23 protein-coding genes are annotated in these 15,408 nt (G+C 71.7%); 9 read left to right on the forward strand and 14 right to left on the reverse strand.

The window, feature by feature from the left end:
* Positions 1 to 115 precede the first annotated feature (115 nt).
* The 4 genes from ACFPP6_RS10325 to ACFPP6_RS10340 form a co-directional block, all read right to left on the reverse strand.
* Positions 116 to 724, reverse strand: a complete 609-nt coding sequence (locus tag ACFPP6_RS10325; protein ID WP_382039359.1) for a PadR family transcriptional regulator — start codon at positions 722 to 724, stop codon at positions 116 to 118.
* Positions 725 to 817: 93 nt separating this feature from the next.
* Complete coding sequence (locus ACFPP6_RS10330) at positions 818 to 1,366, reverse strand: DinB family protein (RefSeq protein WP_382039362.1); 549 nt, start codon at positions 1,364 to 1,366, stop codon at positions 818 to 820.
* A 136-nt stretch (positions 1,367 to 1,502) separates the two neighbouring features.
* Positions 1,503 to 2,960 carry an aldehyde dehydrogenase family protein gene (locus ACFPP6_RS10335; protein ID WP_382039364.1) on the reverse strand — a complete coding sequence of 486 codons (1,458 nt, stop codon included), beginning with the start codon at positions 2,958 to 2,960 and terminating at the stop codon, positions 1,503 to 1,505.
* Between the two features lie 86 nt (positions 2,961 to 3,046).
* The gene (locus tag ACFPP6_RS10340) at positions 3,047 to 3,910 is read right to left on the reverse strand and encodes a helix-turn-helix domain-containing protein (RefSeq protein ID WP_058045601.1); all 864 of its coding nucleotides are present in this window, start codon (positions 3,908 to 3,910) and stop codon (positions 3,047 to 3,049) included.
* A 324-nt stretch (positions 3,911 to 4,234) separates the two neighbouring features.
* Here ACFPP6_RS10340 and ACFPP6_RS10345 point away from each other — a divergent pair, with 324 nt between their 5' ends.
* Positions 4,235 to 4,735: an ATP-binding protein gene (locus tag ACFPP6_RS10345; RefSeq protein ID WP_382039367.1), complete on the forward strand. Its 501-nt coding sequence runs from the start codon at positions 4,235 to 4,237 to the stop codon at positions 4,733 to 4,735.
* Positions 4,736 to 4,835: 100 nt separating this feature from the next.
* Here ACFPP6_RS10345 and ACFPP6_RS10350 read toward each other — a convergent pair whose 3' ends face one another.
* The 5 genes from ACFPP6_RS10350 to rpmG form a co-directional block, all read right to left on the reverse strand.
* Positions 4,836 to 5,075, reverse strand: coding sequence for a DUF397 domain-containing protein (locus ACFPP6_RS10350; protein ID WP_106674436.1), 240 nt, complete (start codon positions 5,073 to 5,075; stop codon positions 4,836 to 4,838).
* A 180-nt stretch (positions 5,076 to 5,255) separates the two neighbouring features.
* Positions 5,256 to 5,498 carry a 30S ribosomal protein S18 gene (gene rpsR, locus ACFPP6_RS10355; protein ID WP_168095153.1) on the reverse strand — a complete coding sequence of 81 codons (243 nt, stop codon included), beginning with the start codon at positions 5,496 to 5,498 and terminating at the stop codon, positions 5,256 to 5,258.
* Between the two features lie 96 nt (positions 5,499 to 5,594).
* Positions 5,595 to 6,803 (reverse strand): CobW family GTP-binding protein, encoded by a 1,209-nt coding sequence (locus ACFPP6_RS10360; RefSeq protein ID WP_382039371.1) that lies wholly within the window; start codon positions 6,801 to 6,803, stop codon positions 5,595 to 5,597.
* Complete coding sequence (locus ACFPP6_RS10365) at positions 6,800 to 7,078, reverse strand: type B 50S ribosomal protein L31 (RefSeq protein ID WP_382039374.1); 279 nt, start codon at positions 7,076 to 7,078, stop codon at positions 6,800 to 6,802. Before ACFPP6_RS10365 ends, ACFPP6_RS10360 begins: the two co-directional genes overlap by 4 nt.
* A gap of 6 nt (positions 7,079 to 7,084) precedes the next feature.
* Positions 7,085 to 7,249 (reverse strand): 50S ribosomal protein L33, encoded by a 165-nt coding sequence (rpmG, locus tag ACFPP6_RS10370; protein WP_058045596.1) that lies wholly within the window; start codon positions 7,247 to 7,249, stop codon positions 7,085 to 7,087.
* A 72-nt stretch (positions 7,250 to 7,321) separates the two neighbouring features.
* Between rpmG and rpmB the strand changes: the two genes are divergently transcribed.
* Both rpmB and rpsN read left to right on the forward strand, forming a co-directional pair.
* Positions 7,322 to 7,558: a 50S ribosomal protein L28 gene (gene rpmB, locus ACFPP6_RS10375; protein WP_058045595.1), complete on the forward strand. Its 237-nt coding sequence runs from the start codon at positions 7,322 to 7,324 to the stop codon at positions 7,556 to 7,558.
* Positions 7,558 to 7,863: a 30S ribosomal protein S14 gene (rpsN, locus tag ACFPP6_RS10380; protein WP_382039379.1), complete on the forward strand. Its 306-nt coding sequence runs from the start codon at positions 7,558 to 7,560 to the stop codon at positions 7,861 to 7,863. Before rpmB ends, rpsN begins: the two co-directional genes overlap by 1 nt.
* 126 nt (positions 7,864 to 7,989) lie before the next feature.
* Here rpsN and ACFPP6_RS10385 read toward each other — a convergent pair whose 3' ends face one another.
* Positions 7,990 to 8,253: a lasso peptide biosynthesis PqqD family chaperone gene (locus ACFPP6_RS10385; protein WP_382039381.1), complete on the reverse strand. Its 264-nt coding sequence runs from the start codon at positions 8,251 to 8,253 to the stop codon at positions 7,990 to 7,992.
* Positions 8,254 to 8,655: 402 nt separating this feature from the next.
* Here ACFPP6_RS10385 and ACFPP6_RS10390 point away from each other — a divergent pair, with 402 nt between their 5' ends.
* From ACFPP6_RS10390 to ACFPP6_RS10410, 5 genes are all read left to right on the forward strand, one after another.
* Positions 8,656 to 9,321, forward strand: a complete 666-nt coding sequence (locus tag ACFPP6_RS10390) for a TetR/AcrR family transcriptional regulator (RefSeq protein WP_382039384.1) — start codon at positions 8,656 to 8,658, stop codon at positions 9,319 to 9,321.
* A gap of 120 nt (positions 9,322 to 9,441) precedes the next feature.
* Positions 9,442 to 9,843: a hypothetical protein gene (locus ACFPP6_RS10395; protein ID WP_382040122.1), complete on the forward strand. Its 402-nt coding sequence runs from the start codon at positions 9,442 to 9,444 to the stop codon at positions 9,841 to 9,843.
* Positions 9,844 to 9,848: 5 nt separating this feature from the next.
* Positions 9,849 to 10,349, forward strand: a complete 501-nt coding sequence (locus ACFPP6_RS10400) for a thiol-disulfide oxidoreductase DCC family protein (protein WP_382039386.1) — start codon at positions 9,849 to 9,851, stop codon at positions 10,347 to 10,349.
* Positions 10,336 to 10,776: a hypothetical protein gene (locus ACFPP6_RS10405; protein ID WP_382039389.1), complete on the forward strand. Its 441-nt coding sequence runs from the start codon at positions 10,336 to 10,338 to the stop codon at positions 10,774 to 10,776. Before ACFPP6_RS10400 ends, ACFPP6_RS10405 begins: the two co-directional genes overlap by 14 nt.
* Positions 10,777 to 10,786: 10 nt before the next feature.
* A complete protein-coding gene (locus ACFPP6_RS10410; RefSeq protein ID WP_382039392.1) occupies positions 10,787 to 11,497 on the forward strand; it encodes a TetR/AcrR family transcriptional regulator in 711 nt (236 codons plus the stop codon).
* A gap of 5 nt (positions 11,498 to 11,502) precedes the next feature.
* Here ACFPP6_RS10410 and ACFPP6_RS10415 read toward each other — a convergent pair whose 3' ends face one another.
* The 4 genes from ACFPP6_RS10415 to ACFPP6_RS10430 all read right to left on the reverse strand — a co-directional run bounded on the left by ACFPP6_RS10415 (position 11,503) and on the right by ACFPP6_RS10430 (position 13,491).
* A complete protein-coding gene (locus tag ACFPP6_RS10415) occupies positions 11,503 to 11,820 on the reverse strand; it encodes a hypothetical protein (RefSeq protein WP_382039394.1) in 318 nt (105 codons plus the stop codon).
* A 157-nt stretch (positions 11,821 to 11,977) separates the two neighbouring features.
* A complete protein-coding gene (locus ACFPP6_RS10420; protein WP_382040125.1) occupies positions 11,978 to 12,322 on the reverse strand; it encodes a GntR family transcriptional regulator in 345 nt (114 codons plus the stop codon).
* Between the two features lie 52 nt (positions 12,323 to 12,374).
* Positions 12,375 to 12,662: a winged helix-turn-helix domain-containing protein gene (locus ACFPP6_RS10425; RefSeq protein ID WP_382039397.1), complete on the reverse strand. Its 288-nt coding sequence runs from the start codon at positions 12,660 to 12,662 to the stop codon at positions 12,375 to 12,377.
* A 508-nt stretch (positions 12,663 to 13,170) separates the two neighbouring features.
* Positions 13,171 to 13,491, reverse strand: a complete 321-nt coding sequence (locus tag ACFPP6_RS10430; RefSeq protein ID WP_382039400.1) for a UBP-type zinc finger domain-containing protein — start codon at positions 13,489 to 13,491, stop codon at positions 13,171 to 13,173.
* A gap of 75 nt (positions 13,492 to 13,566) precedes the next feature.
* On the opposite strand from ACFPP6_RS10430, the gene ACFPP6_RS10435 reads away from it, so the two are divergent.
* The gene (locus ACFPP6_RS10435) at positions 13,567 to 15,288 is read left to right on the forward strand and encodes a bifunctional 3'-5' exonuclease/DNA polymerase (protein ID WP_382039403.1); all 1,722 of its coding nucleotides are present in this window, start codon (positions 13,567 to 13,569) and stop codon (positions 15,286 to 15,288) included.
* The last annotated feature ends 120 nt before the right edge of the window (positions 15,289 to 15,408 follow it).

A 15,408-nucleotide genomic window follows, 5' to 3' on the forward strand; every position in this document is an offset into this window, starting at 1 on the left:
GCTCCACGGTGCGCCCTCCCGTTGCGTGAGGTGCAAGCCCGGTCGCCGTTCGGGTGGCACGCAGGTACGAGCGGGACGGCGGCGAACGGTGTTCCGCCACCGGCGCCGGGAAGGCTCAGCCGGCCGTGGAGCCCGGCTCCGGGGCGATCCCGCCCCGCCACGTCTCGCCCTCCCCGGCCATCTCGTACGCCCCGGCCTCCAGGCGTTCGATCAGCCCGCGGGTCCACTGGCCGCCGGTCTCCGCCGTGTGGACCCACAGGCCCATGATCTCGGCGATGTGGCCCCAGTCCTCGCCCTCGGCCGGGGTCCAGTTCCGGCGGATCTCCTCGCGCCACTCCTCCAGGGCCGCCACCCGCTGCTTCAGCAGGGCCACGGCCTCGGCGCGCGGCAGGTCGACGAGGAAGCCCACGCCGGCGGTGAGGACGTCGATCTTCTCGTCGTGGGCGGCCAGCGCGTGCCGCAGCAGCCGGAAGTACTCCTCCTGGCCGGCGGGCGTCAGCTCGTACTCCGTGCGGGGCGGGCCGCCGGCCTCGCTCGGCGCCGTGTCGTGGGCGACCATCAGCCCTTGCCTGGCCATCGCCTTGAGCGCGTGGTAGATCGACCCCGGCTTGGCGTTGGACCACTGGTGCGCGCCCCAGAGCTCCAGGTCGTTGCGGACCTGGTAGCCGTGGGCCCGCCCGTGCTGCCGGACCGCGCCCAGGACCAGCAACCGGATCGCCGACATCGCGCCCTCAGCCTCCTCGCTCCACCGCCGCCCGGATCCCCGGACAGCGCCCGGACGGAGCCCAGACTAGGTGGAACGAGGGGCCGGGCCGCGTCAGGCCCCGTCCTCCCCGGAGGCCAGCGCCACCAGCTCGAACGCGGTCTTCCCGTCGAGGGACTCGCGGATGACGTCCGCGTGTCCCGCGTGCCGCCCCATCTCCTCGACCAGGTGGAGCAGCAGCCAGCGCATGGACACCCGCGCGTCCGCGGGGAACCACGGCGCCGGGGGCAGCGGGAACGTGTCCTCCAGGCTGGGCACGGAGCGGATGAACTCCTCCGTCTCCGCCGCCACCTGCTCCCAGCGGGCGAGCACCCCGGCAACGGTCTCGCCCTCCAGGAGCCGGAAGCCGTCGGCCCACGCCGACTCGTCGTGCCCGGTCTCGTCCGCCCGGCCCTGCGCCAGCAGCAGCCAGTTCCGCTCGGCCTGCGTCACGTGCTTGAGCAGTCCGCCCAGGGACAGCTCGCTCGCGCTCGGTTTCAGCGCCGCCTGCTCGTCGGTCAGCCCGAGCACCGCCCGCCGCAGGCCGCCCCGCTGGGCCTCCACGAACGCCAGCAGCGTGGCGCGCTCGTCGGAGGGGTTCTTCTCGATGACGTGAGTAACCATGGGGTCCGCCTCTTCTTTTGCTCCGCTGGGCTGTTGAGGCAAACGTAGGACCCCATGCGGTCAGGTTCTGTCCTCAACTCGCGCAGGCGTCGCAGCACCCTCAGAACGCCCCTCAGAACACCCCTCGGAACACCCCTCAGAACGGGAAACGGCTCTTCCCGTGCTGGATCGAGATCCACTTCGTCGTCGTGAACACGTCGACCATCGCGTCGCCGTTCAGCCGTCCCACGCCCGACGCCTTCTCGCCCCCGAAGGGCACGATCGGCTCGTCGTGCACGGTCCCGTCGTTCACGTGGACCATCCCGGCGTCGATGCGCTTCGCCACGCGCACGCCGCGCTCGGTGTCCCCCGTGTGGACCGCGCCGCTCAGCCCGTACGGCGTGGCGTTGGCCAGCCGGACGGCCTCCTCCTCGCCGTCGAAGGGGATGATCAGCGCGACCGGCCCGAAGATCTCCTGGCCGAGGATCGCGGCGTCTGCCTTCAGCCCGGTCAGTACGGACGGCTCGACGAGCGTGCCCTCCGCCCGGCCGCGCACCAGCGCGGTCGCGCCGTCGGCGACGGCCTGCTCGACCAGGGAACCGATGGCCTCGGCCTGCCCGGCGTGGATGAGCGGCCCGATGTGGGTGGCCGGGTCGCCCGGGTCGCCGACCTTGAGGCTCTTGACCTTGGCGACGAACTTCTCGGTGAACTCCTGCTCCACCGAGCGGTCGACGAGCACCCGGTTGGCGGCCATGCAGACCTGCCCCTGGTGGATGAAACGGCTGAATACCGCGGCCTCGACGGCGTAGTCGAGGTCGGCGTCGTCGAGGACGATCAGCGCGCTGTTGCCGCCGAGCTCCAGGACCGTCTTCTTGAAGTGGGACGCGGCGACCGTGGCCACGTGCCGGCCGACCTTGTCGGAGCCCGTGAACGAGATGACCTTCGGGACGGGGTGCTCGATGAGCGCGTCGCCGATCTCCGCGATGTCGGTGACGACGACGTTGAGCACGCCCGCCGGCAGCCCGGCCTCCTCCAGGACCTTGGCCACCAGGCCGCCGCCGCATATGGGCGTGTTCTGGTGCGGTTTGAGGACGACGGTGTTGCCGAGGGCGAGCGCCGGCGCGACGGACTTCAGCGACAGCAGGAACGGGAAGTTGAACGGGCTGATCACGCCGACGACGCCGACCGGCACCCGGTAGAGGCGGTTCTCCTTGGTGTCGTCCGGGGAGGGCAGGATCCGCCCCTCGGCCCGCAGCGAGAGGTGGACGGCCTCCCGCAGGAACTCCCGCGCCAGGTGCAGCTCGAACGCCGCCTTCAGGGCCGTGCCGCCGCACTCCGCGGTGATCGCGGCGGACAGCTCGGCCTCCCGGTCGTCGATGACGCGCAGCGCCCGTTCGAAGACCAGCCGGCGGGTGTACGGATTGGTGGCGCCCCACGCCGGCTGGGCGCGCTCGGCGGCGCGGTAGGCCTGGTCGATCTCGTCCACGCCGGCGACGGTGATGGAGGCGAGCTTCTCCCCGTTGTACGGGTTGAAGTCGACGATGTCCCAGGAGCCGGTGCCGGAGCGCCACTCGCCGTCGATGTACTGGAAGGCCAATTCTTCGAAGTAGGACATGTGCCATCCCTGCCTGGAGATACGGGGGCGCTCGGGGGCGCCCGAACCGGAACGCGCTCCTGATGGGACGTCATCGTACTGATGTGTCACATGAGTTGGAGCAGCCGCCTCAGCAGGTCCCGGGTGGCCGACGGCGAGAGGCTGTCCTCGTGCAGCCGCTCCATCACCCTTCCGTACTGGGCCACCTCGTCGGGCTTGTCGAGGTAGAGCGCGCTCGTGAGCTGCTCCAGGTAGACCACGTCCGACAGGTCCGACTCGGGGAAGCGGAGCATGGTGAAGGCGCCGCTCTCGCCCGCGTGCCCGCCGTGCGCGAAGGGCATCACCTGGAGGGTCACGTTGGCCTGCTCGGAGATGTCCATCAGGTGCTGCAGCTGGCCGCGCATGACGGCCTCGCCGCCGTACGGGCGGTGCAGCGCCGCCTCGTCCAGGACGGCGTGGAAGTGCGGGGCGCGCTCGGAGAAGAGCAGCTTCTGGCGCTCCATGCGCAGCGAGACGCGGCGCTCGACCTCCGCCCCGTCGGCCGCGGGCTGGCCGCGGACCACGACGGCCTGGGCGTACCCCTCTGTCTGCAGCAGCCCGTGCACGAACTGCACCTCGTAGATCCCGATGTGCGAGGCGGCCCCCTCCAGCCCGACGTAGGTCTGGAACCAGCCCGGCAGCACGTCGCCGTAGCTGTGCCACCACCCGGCGACGTTGGCTTCGCGGGCGAGGCCGAGCAGCGCCTCGCGCTCCAGCTCGTCCGTGACGCCGTAGAGGGTCAGCAGGTCTTCCACATCACGTGCCTTGAAGCTCACCCGGCCCAGCTCCATACGGCTGATCTTCGACTCGGACGCACGGATCGAGTAGCCGGCCGCCTCGCGGGTTATCCCACGTGACTCACGCAGTCGCCTGAGCTGGGAGCCCAGGAGTATGCGGCGCACCACTGAACCGCTCGACTCGCTCGTGGCCATCGTTGCGACTCCTCCTCTTCCGGTTCCGTTTCCGGCCTTGCCGCGCTCGCCCTCTCCGGGGGCGACCCCCGCAGCCCCCGGCGGTGAAGTCTGCCATCTCCGGGCTCGGTTGAGTGTGCATTGAGTGTGCATCCGGCTACCCGGAGGGGAGTAGGCCGGAGGTCGTACGGAAGAGGGCGTAGGAAGAATTGCGGCCGAACGCGAACGTGCGCCCCCAAACTCCCCACGTGCACGTGCATCTGCCCTTGCATCCGCCATCCGCATTGGGAACGATGGGGAACGCACACGTGCGTGTCACGTCCACGATTGCCAGGAGTGCCTCGGATGGGTACCGAAGGATCGACTGTGCTCTCTCCTCTGTGGCGAGGGCTGCCACCGATCGCCCCATCGGCCGTCCCCAACTCGGCGTCCTGCGCGCTCCCACCCCGCTTCGAAGCGGTCCGGACCGCCCGTACGTTCACCAGAACCACCCTCCAGGGGTGGGGCCTGGCGGGACTCTTCGACGACGTGGCGCTCGTGGTCTCGGAGCTGGTCACCAACTCCTTGCGCTACGCCCTGCCCGCCGATCCGATACCCGGCGGCGAATTCGATCCTCCGGTGCGGCTGCACCTGATGCGGTGGACGTCGCGGCTCGTGTGCGCCGTGCGCGACCCCAGCGAGGAGAGCCCGACGGCCGGCGAGGCGGACGCTTCGGCGGAGTGCGGGCGGGGGCTCTTCCTCGTCGAGTCCTTCAGCGACACCTGGGGCTGGCACCCGCTCGCGGGGGCGCTGCACGGCAAGGTCGTGTGGGCCCTCTTCCGGCTGCCGAACGAGCAGCACGCTTAAGCGGTACGGGCGGCGCGTTCAGCGGTACGAGCGGCGCGCACGGCAGTACCCGCAGTACCAGCAGTACGAGCGGCGCGCTCAGCAGTAACCGACTACCGGATCAGTCGGTCACCAGATAGTCGAATTCCCCGTCCTTGATCCCGCGCAGCATGGCGTCGATCTCCGCAGGGGTGTAGACGAGGGCCGGACCGTCCGGATGACGGGAATTGCGCACGGCGACCCCGCCGCCCGGCAGCTTGGCGAACTCCACGCACGATCCCTGGGAGTTGGAGTGCCGGCTCTTCCGCCAGACGACGCCGTCGAGGTCCGCGGCAGCCATGCCGTTGTACGCGTGAGGCACAGGACTCTCCCGGAGAATTGCAGGGCACCCCGGCACGCCCGGCGGCGAATGGTGGGGTTGACAACTACTCCGGATCATAGCTGCGTTCACATGCTTCTGCATGAGCGAATGCACGTGCACTTACGGTGTTCCCACCATTACTTCGAGGTGACTACACCATCGTGACCAGGCGATCGCCGACTACTTGCCCGTACTCGAATACGGCAGGAGTGCCATCTCACGTGCATTCTTGATCGCCCGGGCCAGCAGGCGCTGCTGCTGAACGGTGACCCGGGTCACCCGGCGGCTGCGGATCTTCCCCCGGTCCGAAATGAACTTCCGCAGCAGATCGGTGTCCTTGTAGTCGATGTACGTGATGCCTGCCGCATCCAGGGGGTTGGGGCGGGGCTTGAGGTTCTTGCGGGGGTCGGGGCGGCGGGGCATGAAAGGTCCTTGAAGTTCTGGAACTGCTGGAACTGGGGGTCTGTGAATCTGTGAACTGCGGATCCATGGCCTGCGGACCGCGCATCTGCAGGGGTGTCAGGAAACGGGGTCGAGGAGTTCGTCGAACGCGGCGGGAAGCAGCCGCCAGGCGTCGGGCCCGCCCGCGTATTCGGCGTCGGTCAGCAGGCAGGACTCCAGCAGCGTGCGCAGCCCGTCGGCGTCGAGCCCCGGCGAGGTGAACGTGAGGTGCTGGACGCGGTCGCCGTGCTCGGGGTCCCAGTCGAGGGAGGCGGCCACGCGCCGGTCCGGCGGCACCATGTCCCAGGCGGCGTCCGGCAGTGCCGCGAGCCACGGCCCCGCGCTCTCCACGCACAGCGCGCCGCCCGCGGCGTCCCACGCCAGCAGCATGTCCGGCCGGTCGGCCAGCCAGAAGCGGCCCCGGCTGCGCGCGGCGGCACAGCACAGGTCCTCCAGCGCGGCGTAGAGCCGCCCCGGGTGGAAGGGGCGGCGCCCGCGCCACACGAGGGTGGCGACGCCGTCCGCGTCGGCTTCCTGCGGCAGCAGTGCGCAGGCGGGGTGCTGCCGGGCCGCGGCCGCCTCCACGTCGAATCCGGCGACCGCGGCGGCGGCCAGTTCGACGGAGTCGGCGGCGATGTGACGTGCGGTGGGCGCGAGTTGGGAGAGGAGGGCGTGGTCGGCGGCGTCGGCCGGGGCCACGGGCTCGCCGAAGGCGGTCCGGTCGCCGTCGGCGTCCTCCCCGGCCGCCGTCCCCTCCACCAGCGCGAGCACCGTCGGGTACTCCAGCTGCCGCGCGAAGGTGTCGGCCACGGTGCGCTGATCGGCGGCCGCGGCGGCCAGTCCGGCCTCCGCGAGGTCGTCGCCGCAGCCGAGGGCGGGCAGGACGAGGGCCGGGTCCACGGCCGTGATCACACCGGTGAGCCGCAGGTCCTCGCCCGCGTGGGCCGCCACGACCTCGGCCATGGCCTTGGGTTCGACGGAGTCCCACAGTTCGACGACGGCGAGCCGGCACGTGCCCGAGGCGGCGAGCCGCTCCAGTTCGGGCATGAGGTCCTCGCGCAGGGCGCAGCAGGCACAGTCGTTGACGAGCGGCGCCTCGCCCTCGTCGAGCGTGCCGGTGCGGTCCCGCACCGTCCGGCGGACCGTTCCGGCGGAGGCGGTGGCCAGGTCGTGGTGGAGGGCGACGCTGCCGGGGACGGTCCGCAGGAGGCGCTCGACCGCGACCCGGCGGGCGTCCGCGTGCAGACCGCCCACCAGGGCCACGGGCAGGGGGTGCGACGCGGTCACCGCCGGCTCCCGTGGTCATCACGACTGCCGCCACGACTGCCGTAGCGGCGCTCGAAGCGCTCGACGCGGCCGGCGGTGTCCAGGACGCGGGCCGTGCCCGTGTAGAAGGGGTGGCTCGCCGAGGAGATCTCGACGTCGATGACGGGGTACGTCCTGCCGTCCTCCCACTCGACCGTCTTGTCGCTGGTGGCGGTCGAGCGCGTGAGGAAGGCGAAGCCGGCCGCGCGGTCACGGAAGACGACGGGGCCGTAGGGCGGGTGGATTCCGGGCTTCATGGCGGATCAGCGCTCCTCTCGGAAGGTGACGTGGCGGCCGACGACCGGGTCGTACTTGCGCAGTTGCATGCGGTCGGGGTCGTTACGGCGGTTCTTGCGGGTCACGTAGGTGTATCCGGTGCCGGCGGTGGACCGGAGCTTGATGACGGGGCGTAGCTCGTTGCGGGCCATGGGGGCTACTATACAGAAATGGTTCCCATTTTCATTAAGGCTCTTCCAGAGCCCTCCCAGGAGGTCTGACCCTTGTCGGCGCACTGCCAGCTGACCGGCCGCAAGCCCGGATTCGGCAAGACCATCTCCCACTCCCACCGCCGCACGTCACGGCGGTTCGACCCCAACATCCAGAGCAAGCGCTACTGGCTCCCCTCCGAAGGCCGGCACGTACGGCTGCGGCTGAGCGCGAAGGGGATCAAGACCGTCGACACGATCGGCGTCGAAGCGGCCGTGGCCCGCATCCGGGCCCGCGGGGGGAAGGTCTGATGGCCAAGAAGAGCAAGATCGCGAAGAACGAGCAGCGGCGGCTGACGGTCGCCCGCTACGCGGCGCGCCGGGCCCTCCTCAAGGCCGTCATCCGCAACCCGCGAACGCCGGAGGAGGAACGGCTGGCGGCCGAGCGCGAACTGCGGAGCCAGCCGCGGGACGCGAGCGCGACGCGCCTGCGCAACCGCGACTCCGGCGACGGCCGGCCGCGCGGCTACTTCCGCGCGTTCGGCCTGTCGCGCGTGAACCTGCGCAAGGAGGCCCACGCCGGGCACCTGCCGGGGGTGCGGAAGTCCAGCTGGTAGACGCCGGGCCGGCGACGGACAGCTTCAGCGTGGGCCGGCGGGCTCACGGGGATCGGGGCCGGTCGGGCTTGGGGGCCCGGCCGGCCCTGCGGCGTCGGCCGGCGCAACACGCCTTCGATCAGTGCCTCATCCTCCGGTCACCACCAGGCGGGCCGTGGAGAGGGAGTCGATGAGGGCCGCCACGTCGGTGGCGGCCCGCTCCGCGGAGACGGCCGGATACCGCTCGGTGAGCAACTGCGCCGCCCGCTCCGGGGTGCCGTCGAGCAGGGTGCGCAGGATGAGCGCGGCAGTGCTGTTGAGCTGCCAGTAGCTCCCGGACTGCTCGTCGAGCAGCACCATGCCGTCCTCGGTGTCCGTGGCGGACACGTCCCGGCGAAGGGTGAGGTTCACAGCGGTCTCCCGTGGTCGTGTGAGGCGGTCGCGCGAAGGGCCGCCGGCGACCTTTCGTCCGGCCGACTGCCCGGCAGCCGGGGCCGTCCCGAGGCGTGGTCGATCGCCCGGCACGCCCGGAGGCGCTGCACGCGGGCCGCAGCCGGGCCCGCCTCGCTGTCCGGCAGAACCGCGAACCCCACTGCCCGGCCCCCTCCCGGCGACTGCTGTCCATCGGTGCGGCAGATGCAACGCAACTGCACCGTGAGCCCCGGGATACCCACGCCTCCTCCCGTTACGCCGAACAGGCGAACATTTCACACAACAAGGAGGCAAGTGTGACGATATGCCTGACGCTGAGCCGCAGAGCCCGCACTTCTGCGTTCACCAAGGGCATTTTTACGTCGGGGCTAAGATTGCCCCATGAGCGCCGAGACGATGGGACTCCGCGAGTCCAAGAAGCAGGAGACCAGGCAGCTGATCTCCGACCACGCCACCCGGCTCTTCCTCGCGCAGGGCTTCGAGCAGACGACGATCGCCGAGATCGCCGCAGCGGCCCGGGTCGCGAAGAAGACGGTCACCAACTACTTCCCGCGCAAGGAGGACCTGGCCCTCGACCACCACGAGGAGTTCGCCGCGAGTCTGGCCGGCGTCGTCGCGGACCGGGCCGGGGGTGAATCGGCCCTCGCCGCACTGCGGCGGTACTTCCTGGCGGCCGTGGAGGACCGCAGCCCCGTCGCGGGCTTCGCCGGTTACGAGTTCGCGCACATGATCGCCGAAAGCCCCACCCTCACGGCCCGCCTGCGCGAACTGCACGACCAGCGCGAGGAGGCCCTCGCCGAGGTCCTCGCCGGGAGCGGGGGCCGGAACGGGGGCCAGGGCGGCGGGGGAATCGCACCCCGGGCCGCCGCCGCCCTCCTCGCGGCCGCGCAGCGACTGCTCTTCGAGCGCATCCAGGAGCTCACGCTGGCGGGCCGCTCCACCGACCGGATCGCCGGCATCGTGGCCGAGGAGGCCTCGCACGTCTTCGACCTGCTCACCCCGTCCCTGGGCGACTACGCGAGCGCGCCCGGGGCGCAATCGGCGTGAACAGAGACCGAAGCCCGGCTTGAACGCGTTCAAAAACAGGTCTACAGTCACGATCATCAGAGCTTTTGAACACGTTCAAGAAGGGCTGGGGACGCGGATCTCACAGTCGTCGCTTACGTCATCTACCTGCTGCTCAGCCTTGGCCTCACGGTCTGGGTCGCGCGCACGCTCAGCCGCAACGGGCGGGTCTTCCTCGCCGACGTCCTGCACGGCAACGAAAAGCTCGCGGAGGCCGTGAACCACCTGCTGGTGGTCGGCTTCTACCTGGTGAACCTCGGGTTCATCGCCCTGTACCTGCAGGACGACGCGACCGTCACCGACGCCCGCGGGGTCTTCGAGGCGCTGTCGCAGAAGCTCGGCGTCGTCCTGCTCGTGCTCGGCGTCATGCACCTCGGCAACGTCTACGCCCTCAACAAGTTCCGCCGCCGCGGAATCATGGAACGGGAGCAGCTCCCGCCCGTCGCGCCGCAGGGGTGGGCGGGTCAGCAGGGCCCGTGGACCGCGCCGGCCGGCGGGCGCTGAGCCCGATGGCGACCGTCACGGCGGCCAACACGGCCACCGCCGCCGACCGGGACGCCCGGAGCGTCCCGGTCCGCCGGCTCACCGTGCTCTACGACGCACAGTGCCCCCTCTGCACGTTCGTGCGCAGCTGGCTCGTGAGGCAGCGTCAGCTCGTACCGCTCGACCTGGTGCCCCTCGGGTCGGACGAGGCCCGGCGCCGCTTCCCGGAGCTCGACCACGCAGCCACGTACGAGGAGATCACCGTCGTCGGCGACGCCGGGCAGGTCTACCGCGGGGCCGCCGCGTGGGTCGTCTGCCTGTGGGCCCTGGGCGAGTACCGCCCGCTCTCCCACCGCATGAGCACCCCGTCCGGCCTCCGCTTCGCCCGCAACGCGCTCCTGGCCGCGTCCAGGTACCGCGGGGCGTACTGGCAGGCCCGGCCCGCGCCCGGCACGAGCGGGTGGGCCCACGTAGCCCAGGCCCCGGCCTGCGGCAGCGCCTGTGAGCCCGGCAGTGCCCCCGCGTAGCCCCCGCCCCCGCACCGGCCGCCCCGCGCGGATCGTCGGCCTCGTCGCCTTCGGCACCGTGGCCGCGCCGGCCGCCCTGGTCGTCCTCCTGAGCCCGCCCGCCGGCTCGGCGGAACCCGGCGAGCTCGTCGGCTCCTGGCGCGCCGGCCAAGGGGCGCGGCTGACCCTCCGCGAGGACGGGACCCTCACCGCCGTGGGCGTGCCCACCGCCTTCTCCGAGGACGACGACGAGCAGCCCACCAGGCGGTACACCGGCGACGGTACCTGGCACCTGGAGAAGAAGCCCAAGCTCGGCCACCAGCGGATCCGGCTCACCCTCGGCGAGACGTTCGAACTCTCGATCGCCGGCGAGGGCGCCCGCGACGGACTGTTCATCAGGCCCTCCCGGGACACCACCACCCAGTTCCGCTTCAAGAGGACCCCTTAGGCTCTGAACCGTGCCAGCAGAGAACGAGCCCCGGCCTGCGAAGAGCGAGCAGACCCGCACCCTGATCCTGGAAACCGCGATGCGGCTCTTCCAGGAGAACGGCTACGACAAGACCACCATGCGGGCCATCGCCAAGGAGGCCGGCGTCTCCGTCGGCAACGCGTACTACTACTTCGCCGGCAAGGAACACCTGATCCAGGGCTTCTACGACCGGATCGCCGCCGAGCACCAGGCGGCGGTCCGCGAGGTGCTGGACCGGGAGACCGACCTGGAGGCGCGGCTCTCCGGCGTCCTGCAGTCCTGGCTGGACATCGCCACGCCGTACCACGAGTTCGCGGCCCAGTTCTTCAAGAACGCCGCCGACCCCGACTCCCCGCTGAGCCCCTTCTCCGCCGAGTCCGAACACGCGCGGGAAGCCGCCATCGACGTCCACCGCGAGGTCCTCGCCGGCGCCAGGACCAAGGTCCCGGCCGAGCTCGCCGACGTCCTCCCCGAGCTGATGTGGCTCTCCCAGATGGGCCTCGTCCTCTACTGGGTCTTCGACCGCTCCCCCGACCGCGAACGCACCCGCCGCCTCGCCGACCGCGGCGCCCGCCTGACGACGCGCGGCATCTCCCTGGCCCGCTTCCGCGTCCTCCGCCCGCTCGTCCTCGAAATCCACGAACTGTTCACGGACTTCCTCCCGGGCATGGCCCAGACGGCGGTCGCCCGCAAGTCCTGAGGCCGTCAGGTGCACACGGCGTGGACCGTGGTGAAGCGGGGGTCGTGGTTGGCGTTGATGGGGGCGGTGGTCACGGTCCAGCCATTGGCGGTCGGGGTGGGGTGCGACCCGGAGATGTAATTCCGCCGCGGGTCACTGATCGACGCCCCACCGCCGGTGGCGTGCTCGCCCGGCGGGCAGAGGATGGTGTGGGTGGCGGCGACATCGGCATTGTCCTGGAACGTCTGCTGGACGACGTGCGGCGTCACGGCCGACGCGCTGCCGGCCGTGAACAGCACGGCGGCCGGGACGGCCAGGGCGGCGACGATCGGGGCGATTCTCATGCGGTGCCTCCCGAGAGGGAACGGAACGGTCCCCTCTCAGGACAGCACGGGACGCTTCGGGCGCCCATTCCCCGAAGGGGTGACGGGGCGGTTTGCCTTCACGTGCCGAGACCGCCGTTTCTGCGACTGAGGGCAGAGTTCCGGTCAGCCTGAGGCATCAATACCGAGGGCGGTCCGGCATCCGTGCGCCGCAGGTCGGGCACTTGCCCCTCCCGAGCACTGTCACCTGCCGCACGGCCGGGGCGCTTGGGTGCGCACTCGCCCTTGTCGGCTCCACCGGGCAGGCGATCACAAATGACCCCATGCCTTGGCTGGTGACGATAAGCCCGTCCTTACGAAGCCCCGCCATGACTTTGCGCACCGTTATTCGCGCAACGCCGAATTCCTGCTCCAGCTTCACCTCGGAAATGAGGTGGTCGAGCGGGTACTCGCCGCTGGTGATGCGCTTCCGGATCACGTCGGCGATCTGTGTCCACTTGGGGAACTTGGGGTCGAACTCCATCACGATCAGGACTGTACGCACAGGGTCCTTGGCAGCGGGCGGAGTTCAGCAATCAGACGTCGCCCAGGTCCGCGTCGTCCGCCGAGAGCTGCTCCGGCACGAAGGTGCCCTTGGCGGGCAGGGTGACCAGGAGTCCGCGGTCTCGTAGCTCTTGGATGGCTCGGCGGACCGTTCCGATGGCCACGCCGTACTGCTCGGCCAGATCCCTCTCACCCGCCAGGCGGGCTCCCGGACGCAGGGTCCCTGCCTCGATCTGGGCGGCGACGTGGTCTGCGACCTGCATGTAGACGTAGGCGACCCTCGTCGGGTCCACGGGCGGGGCTCCCTGCTCCTCTGCCATGGGCGTCAACTTAGCGCAGCACCCCACAACACGTAAGTGTGGATAGCGCTGCACTGCTCCACTCTGCTCCATACCGCGGCCTACGTTCAGGGGTGCACAAAGCCCCGGCGGCCGCGCGAACGGCCCCGGGGCGTGGCCAACGCTTAAAGGGAGCGTCGACATGCATGACCTTATCGCCGGGTGGTTCCGGCGCGTGAGGGCACTTTTCAACCGACGTGCGGGCGCCGGCACGCCGCCGTCCGCACTTGAGCCGGCGACAGGCGCGGCGCCGCCTCCGGCGACGCCCCCATCACCCCCCGCACTCCCTGCGCCCCGTACCCCCGAGCCCCTCCGCCCCCACTGCGGTGTCTACGTCTGGGCGACCGCGCACGGGATCGACCTCCGGCCGACCACCCCGTTGCTCGCCTGCACCTGTGCAGCCAAACCGCACCCCGCCCACGACAACGACGCGCTGCGCGCCAAAGTCCGCGAGGTCAACTCCCGTAGCACCTGGGGGAAATGACGCCCGTCAGCCCGGTACCAGCAGCAGCTGGTCGGCGTAGCACCATGCCCAGTCCTCGCCCGGTTCGAAGGACCGGGCGAGGTCGTGGCCCGGCTCCGTGCGGGCGTGGGCGCTCGCGTGGCGGTTCGGGGAGCTGTCGCAGCAGGCGACGTGGCCGCAGACGAGGCACTCGCGCAGGTGCACCCAGGTGCCGCCCGTGCGCAGGCAGTCCTCGCAGCCTTCCGTCGTGCTGGGGGTGACCTCCGCGGCCGCCTCGTTCAGGTGGGCGCAGTCCCGCCGGGTCGGGCGGCCCTCCACGTCCGCTGCCACCTGCCAGGTTCCAGTCATGTCCCCAACGTAGCCCGGCACGCGCAAGCCCGCAGGTCAGGGCGATTGTCAGACCCCCCTGGCAGGATCGTTCGCGTGAGGTTGGCGGTGGCGGAGACGGGCGACGGGGGTGTCCGTCTCCGCGCCGTCGACCTTGCGGGGGCGCCGGTCGGGCCGGTCGCGTCCGCGGGCAGCCTGGCGGAGGCCGTGCGGTCGCATCCGCACGTGGAGCGGTGGGTGTGGCGGTCCACCGCGCACCATTACCCGCAGCTGCTGGCGGCCGGGCTGCGCGTCGAGCGGTGTTACGACGTGGAGGCGGCCGAGAGCCTGCTCGTGGGGCACGAGGAGGGCCAGTCGGGGCAGCCCCGGTCGCTCGCCGCCGCGTGGGCGCGGCTGCGCGGCCTGCCCGTGCCCGCCGATCCGCCGCCGCGGGCAGCCGGCGGGCAGCCGTCGCTGTTCGAGCCGGGGCCCGTGCCGCTGCCGCCCGGCACGGATCCGCTGGACGCGCTGGTCGAGGTCCACGCCGCGCAGATCGCCCGGGCGGGGGCCGCCGGGCACCGCGGGCGGATGCTGCTCCTCCTCGCCCTGGAGTCCGCGGGCACCCTGGTCGCCGCCGAGATGCACCGCGCCGGCCTGCCGTGGCGCGCCGACGTCCACCGCGCCCTGCTGGACGAGCTGCTCGGGGAGCACTTCCCGGGCGGGCTGGAGCCCCGGCGGCTGGCCGAGCTGGCGGAGGCCGTGTCCGCCGCGTTCGGTGAAGAGGGCGTGCGCGTGCGGCCGGATCTGCCCGCGGACATCACCCGGGCCTTCGCGCGCCAGGGCATCTCCCTGTCCTCCACGCGCGCGTGGGAGCTCAAGGCGCTCGACCACCCCGCCGTCGAGCCCCTGCTGCAGTACAAGAAGCTCTACCGGCTGCACACGGCCCACGGCCGGTCCTGGCTGCAGACGTGGGTGCGCGAGGGCCGTTTCCGCGCCGAGTACGTGCCGAGCGGTTCCGTCTCGGGCCGCTGGACGACCAACGGCGGGGGCGCGCTGCAGATCCCGCGCGTCGTGCGCCGGGCCGTCGTCGCCGACCCCGGGTGGCGGCTGGTGGTCGCGGACGCCGATCAGATGGAGCCGCGCATCCTCGCCGCCGTCTCCCGCGACCCGGGGCTGATGGAGGCGGCGAGCGGCGAGCGCGATCTGTACGCGGCCCTGTCCGACCGGGCCTTCGCCGGTGACCGCGAGCGGGCCAAGATGGCGATGCTCGGCGCCGTCTACGGGCAGACCTCCGGCGACGGCCTGAAGCACCTCGCGGACCTGCGCCGCCGCTTCCCCGCGGCCGTCGCCCTCGTGGACGACGCGGCGCGCGCGGGCGAGGAGGGCCGCCTCGTACGGACGTGGCTCGGGCGTACGTGCCCGCCGGCCTCCACGGCCCTGCCCGACGAGGCCGGCCTCCCCCAGGCCTCCGAGGGAGAGGAGCCCGCGCCCGGCTACGGCAGCACCCCGGCCGGCCGGGCCCGCGGCCGTTTCACGCGGAACTTCGTGGTGCAGGGAAGCGCCGCCGACTGGGCCCTGGCGATGCTCGCGGCCCTGCGCCAGGAGCTCGCGGGGCTCCGCGCCGAGCTCGTGTTCTTCCAGCACGACGAGGTCATCGTGCACTGCCCCGAGGCCGAGGCGGCCGTGGCCGCCGAGGCCATCCGCACCGCCTCGCGCCGCGCCGCGCACGTCGTCTTCGGGGAGACGCCGGTGCTGTTCCCGTTCACGACGGCGATCGTGGAGTGCTACGCCGATGCGAAGGGACCGCAGCCGGCCGCCGCGGAAGCAGCCCTGTCCTGACACCCCGGTCCTGAGTCCCCGGTCCTGACACCCTCTGTCCCGACACCCCCTGTCCTGACAGTCCGTCAACCCGGTATCGGCCATGCGGGCCACTCCGTCCCCCGTCCGGCCCACCCGGGC

It is taken from the genome of Streptomyces aureoversilis, from assembly GCF_042657885.1.
Lineage (GTDB): Bacteria > Actinomycetota > Actinomycetes > Streptomycetales > Streptomycetaceae > Streptomyces > Streptomyces aureoversilis.

Coding starts and splice junctions, on each gene's coding strand:
- ACFPP6_RS10345 (WP_382039367.1), top strand. CDS start 4,235: ATGGGTACCGAAGGATCGACTGTGCTCTCTCCTCTGTGGCGAGGGCTG.
- ACFPP6_RS10325 (WP_382039359.1), bottom strand. CDS start 724: ATGTCGGCGATCCGGTTGCTGGTCCTGGGCGCGGTCCGGCAGCACGGG.
- ACFPP6_RS10330 (WP_382039362.1), bottom strand. CDS start 1,366: ATGGTTACTCACGTCATCGAGAAGAACCCCTCCGACGAGCGCGCCACG.
- rpsN (WP_382039379.1), top strand. CDS start 7,558: ATGGCCAAGAAGAGCAAGATCGCGAAGAACGAGCAGCGGCGGCTGACG.
- ACFPP6_RS10415 (WP_382039394.1), bottom strand. CDS start 11,820: ATGAGAATCGCCCCGATCGTCGCCGCCCTGGCCGTCCCGGCCGCCGTG.
- ACFPP6_RS10420 (WP_382040125.1), bottom strand. CDS start 12,322: ATGGAGTTCGACCCCAAGTTCCCCAAGTGGACACAGATCGCCGACGTG.
- ACFPP6_RS10335 (WP_382039364.1), bottom strand. CDS start 2,960: ATGTCCTACTTCGAAGAATTGGCCTTCCAGTACATCGACGGCGAGTGG.
- rpsR (WP_168095153.1), bottom strand. CDS start 5,498: ATGCCCCGCCGCCCCGACCCCCGCAAGAACCTCAAGCCCCGCCCCAAC.
- ACFPP6_RS10425 (WP_382039397.1), bottom strand. CDS start 12,662: ATGGCAGAGGAGCAGGGAGCCCCGCCCGTGGACCCGACGAGGGTCGCC.
- ACFPP6_RS10430 (WP_382039400.1), bottom strand. CDS start 13,491: ATGACTGGAACCTGGCAGGTGGCAGCGGACGTGGAGGGCCGCCCGACC.
- ACFPP6_RS10340 (WP_058045601.1), bottom strand. CDS start 3,910: ATGGCCACGAGCGAGTCGAGCGGTTCAGTGGTGCGCCGCATACTCCTG.
- ACFPP6_RS10390 (WP_382039384.1), top strand. CDS start 8,656: ATGAGCGCCGAGACGATGGGACTCCGCGAGTCCAAGAAGCAGGAGACC.
- ACFPP6_RS10400 (WP_382039386.1), top strand. CDS start 9,849: ATGGCGACCGTCACGGCGGCCAACACGGCCACCGCCGCCGACCGGGAC.
- ACFPP6_RS10365 (WP_382039374.1), bottom strand. CDS start 7,078: ATGAAGCCCGGAATCCACCCGCCCTACGGCCCCGTCGTCTTCCGTGAC.
- rpmG (WP_058045596.1), bottom strand. CDS start 7,249: ATGGCCCGCAACGAGCTACGCCCCGTCATCAAGCTCCGGTCCACCGCC.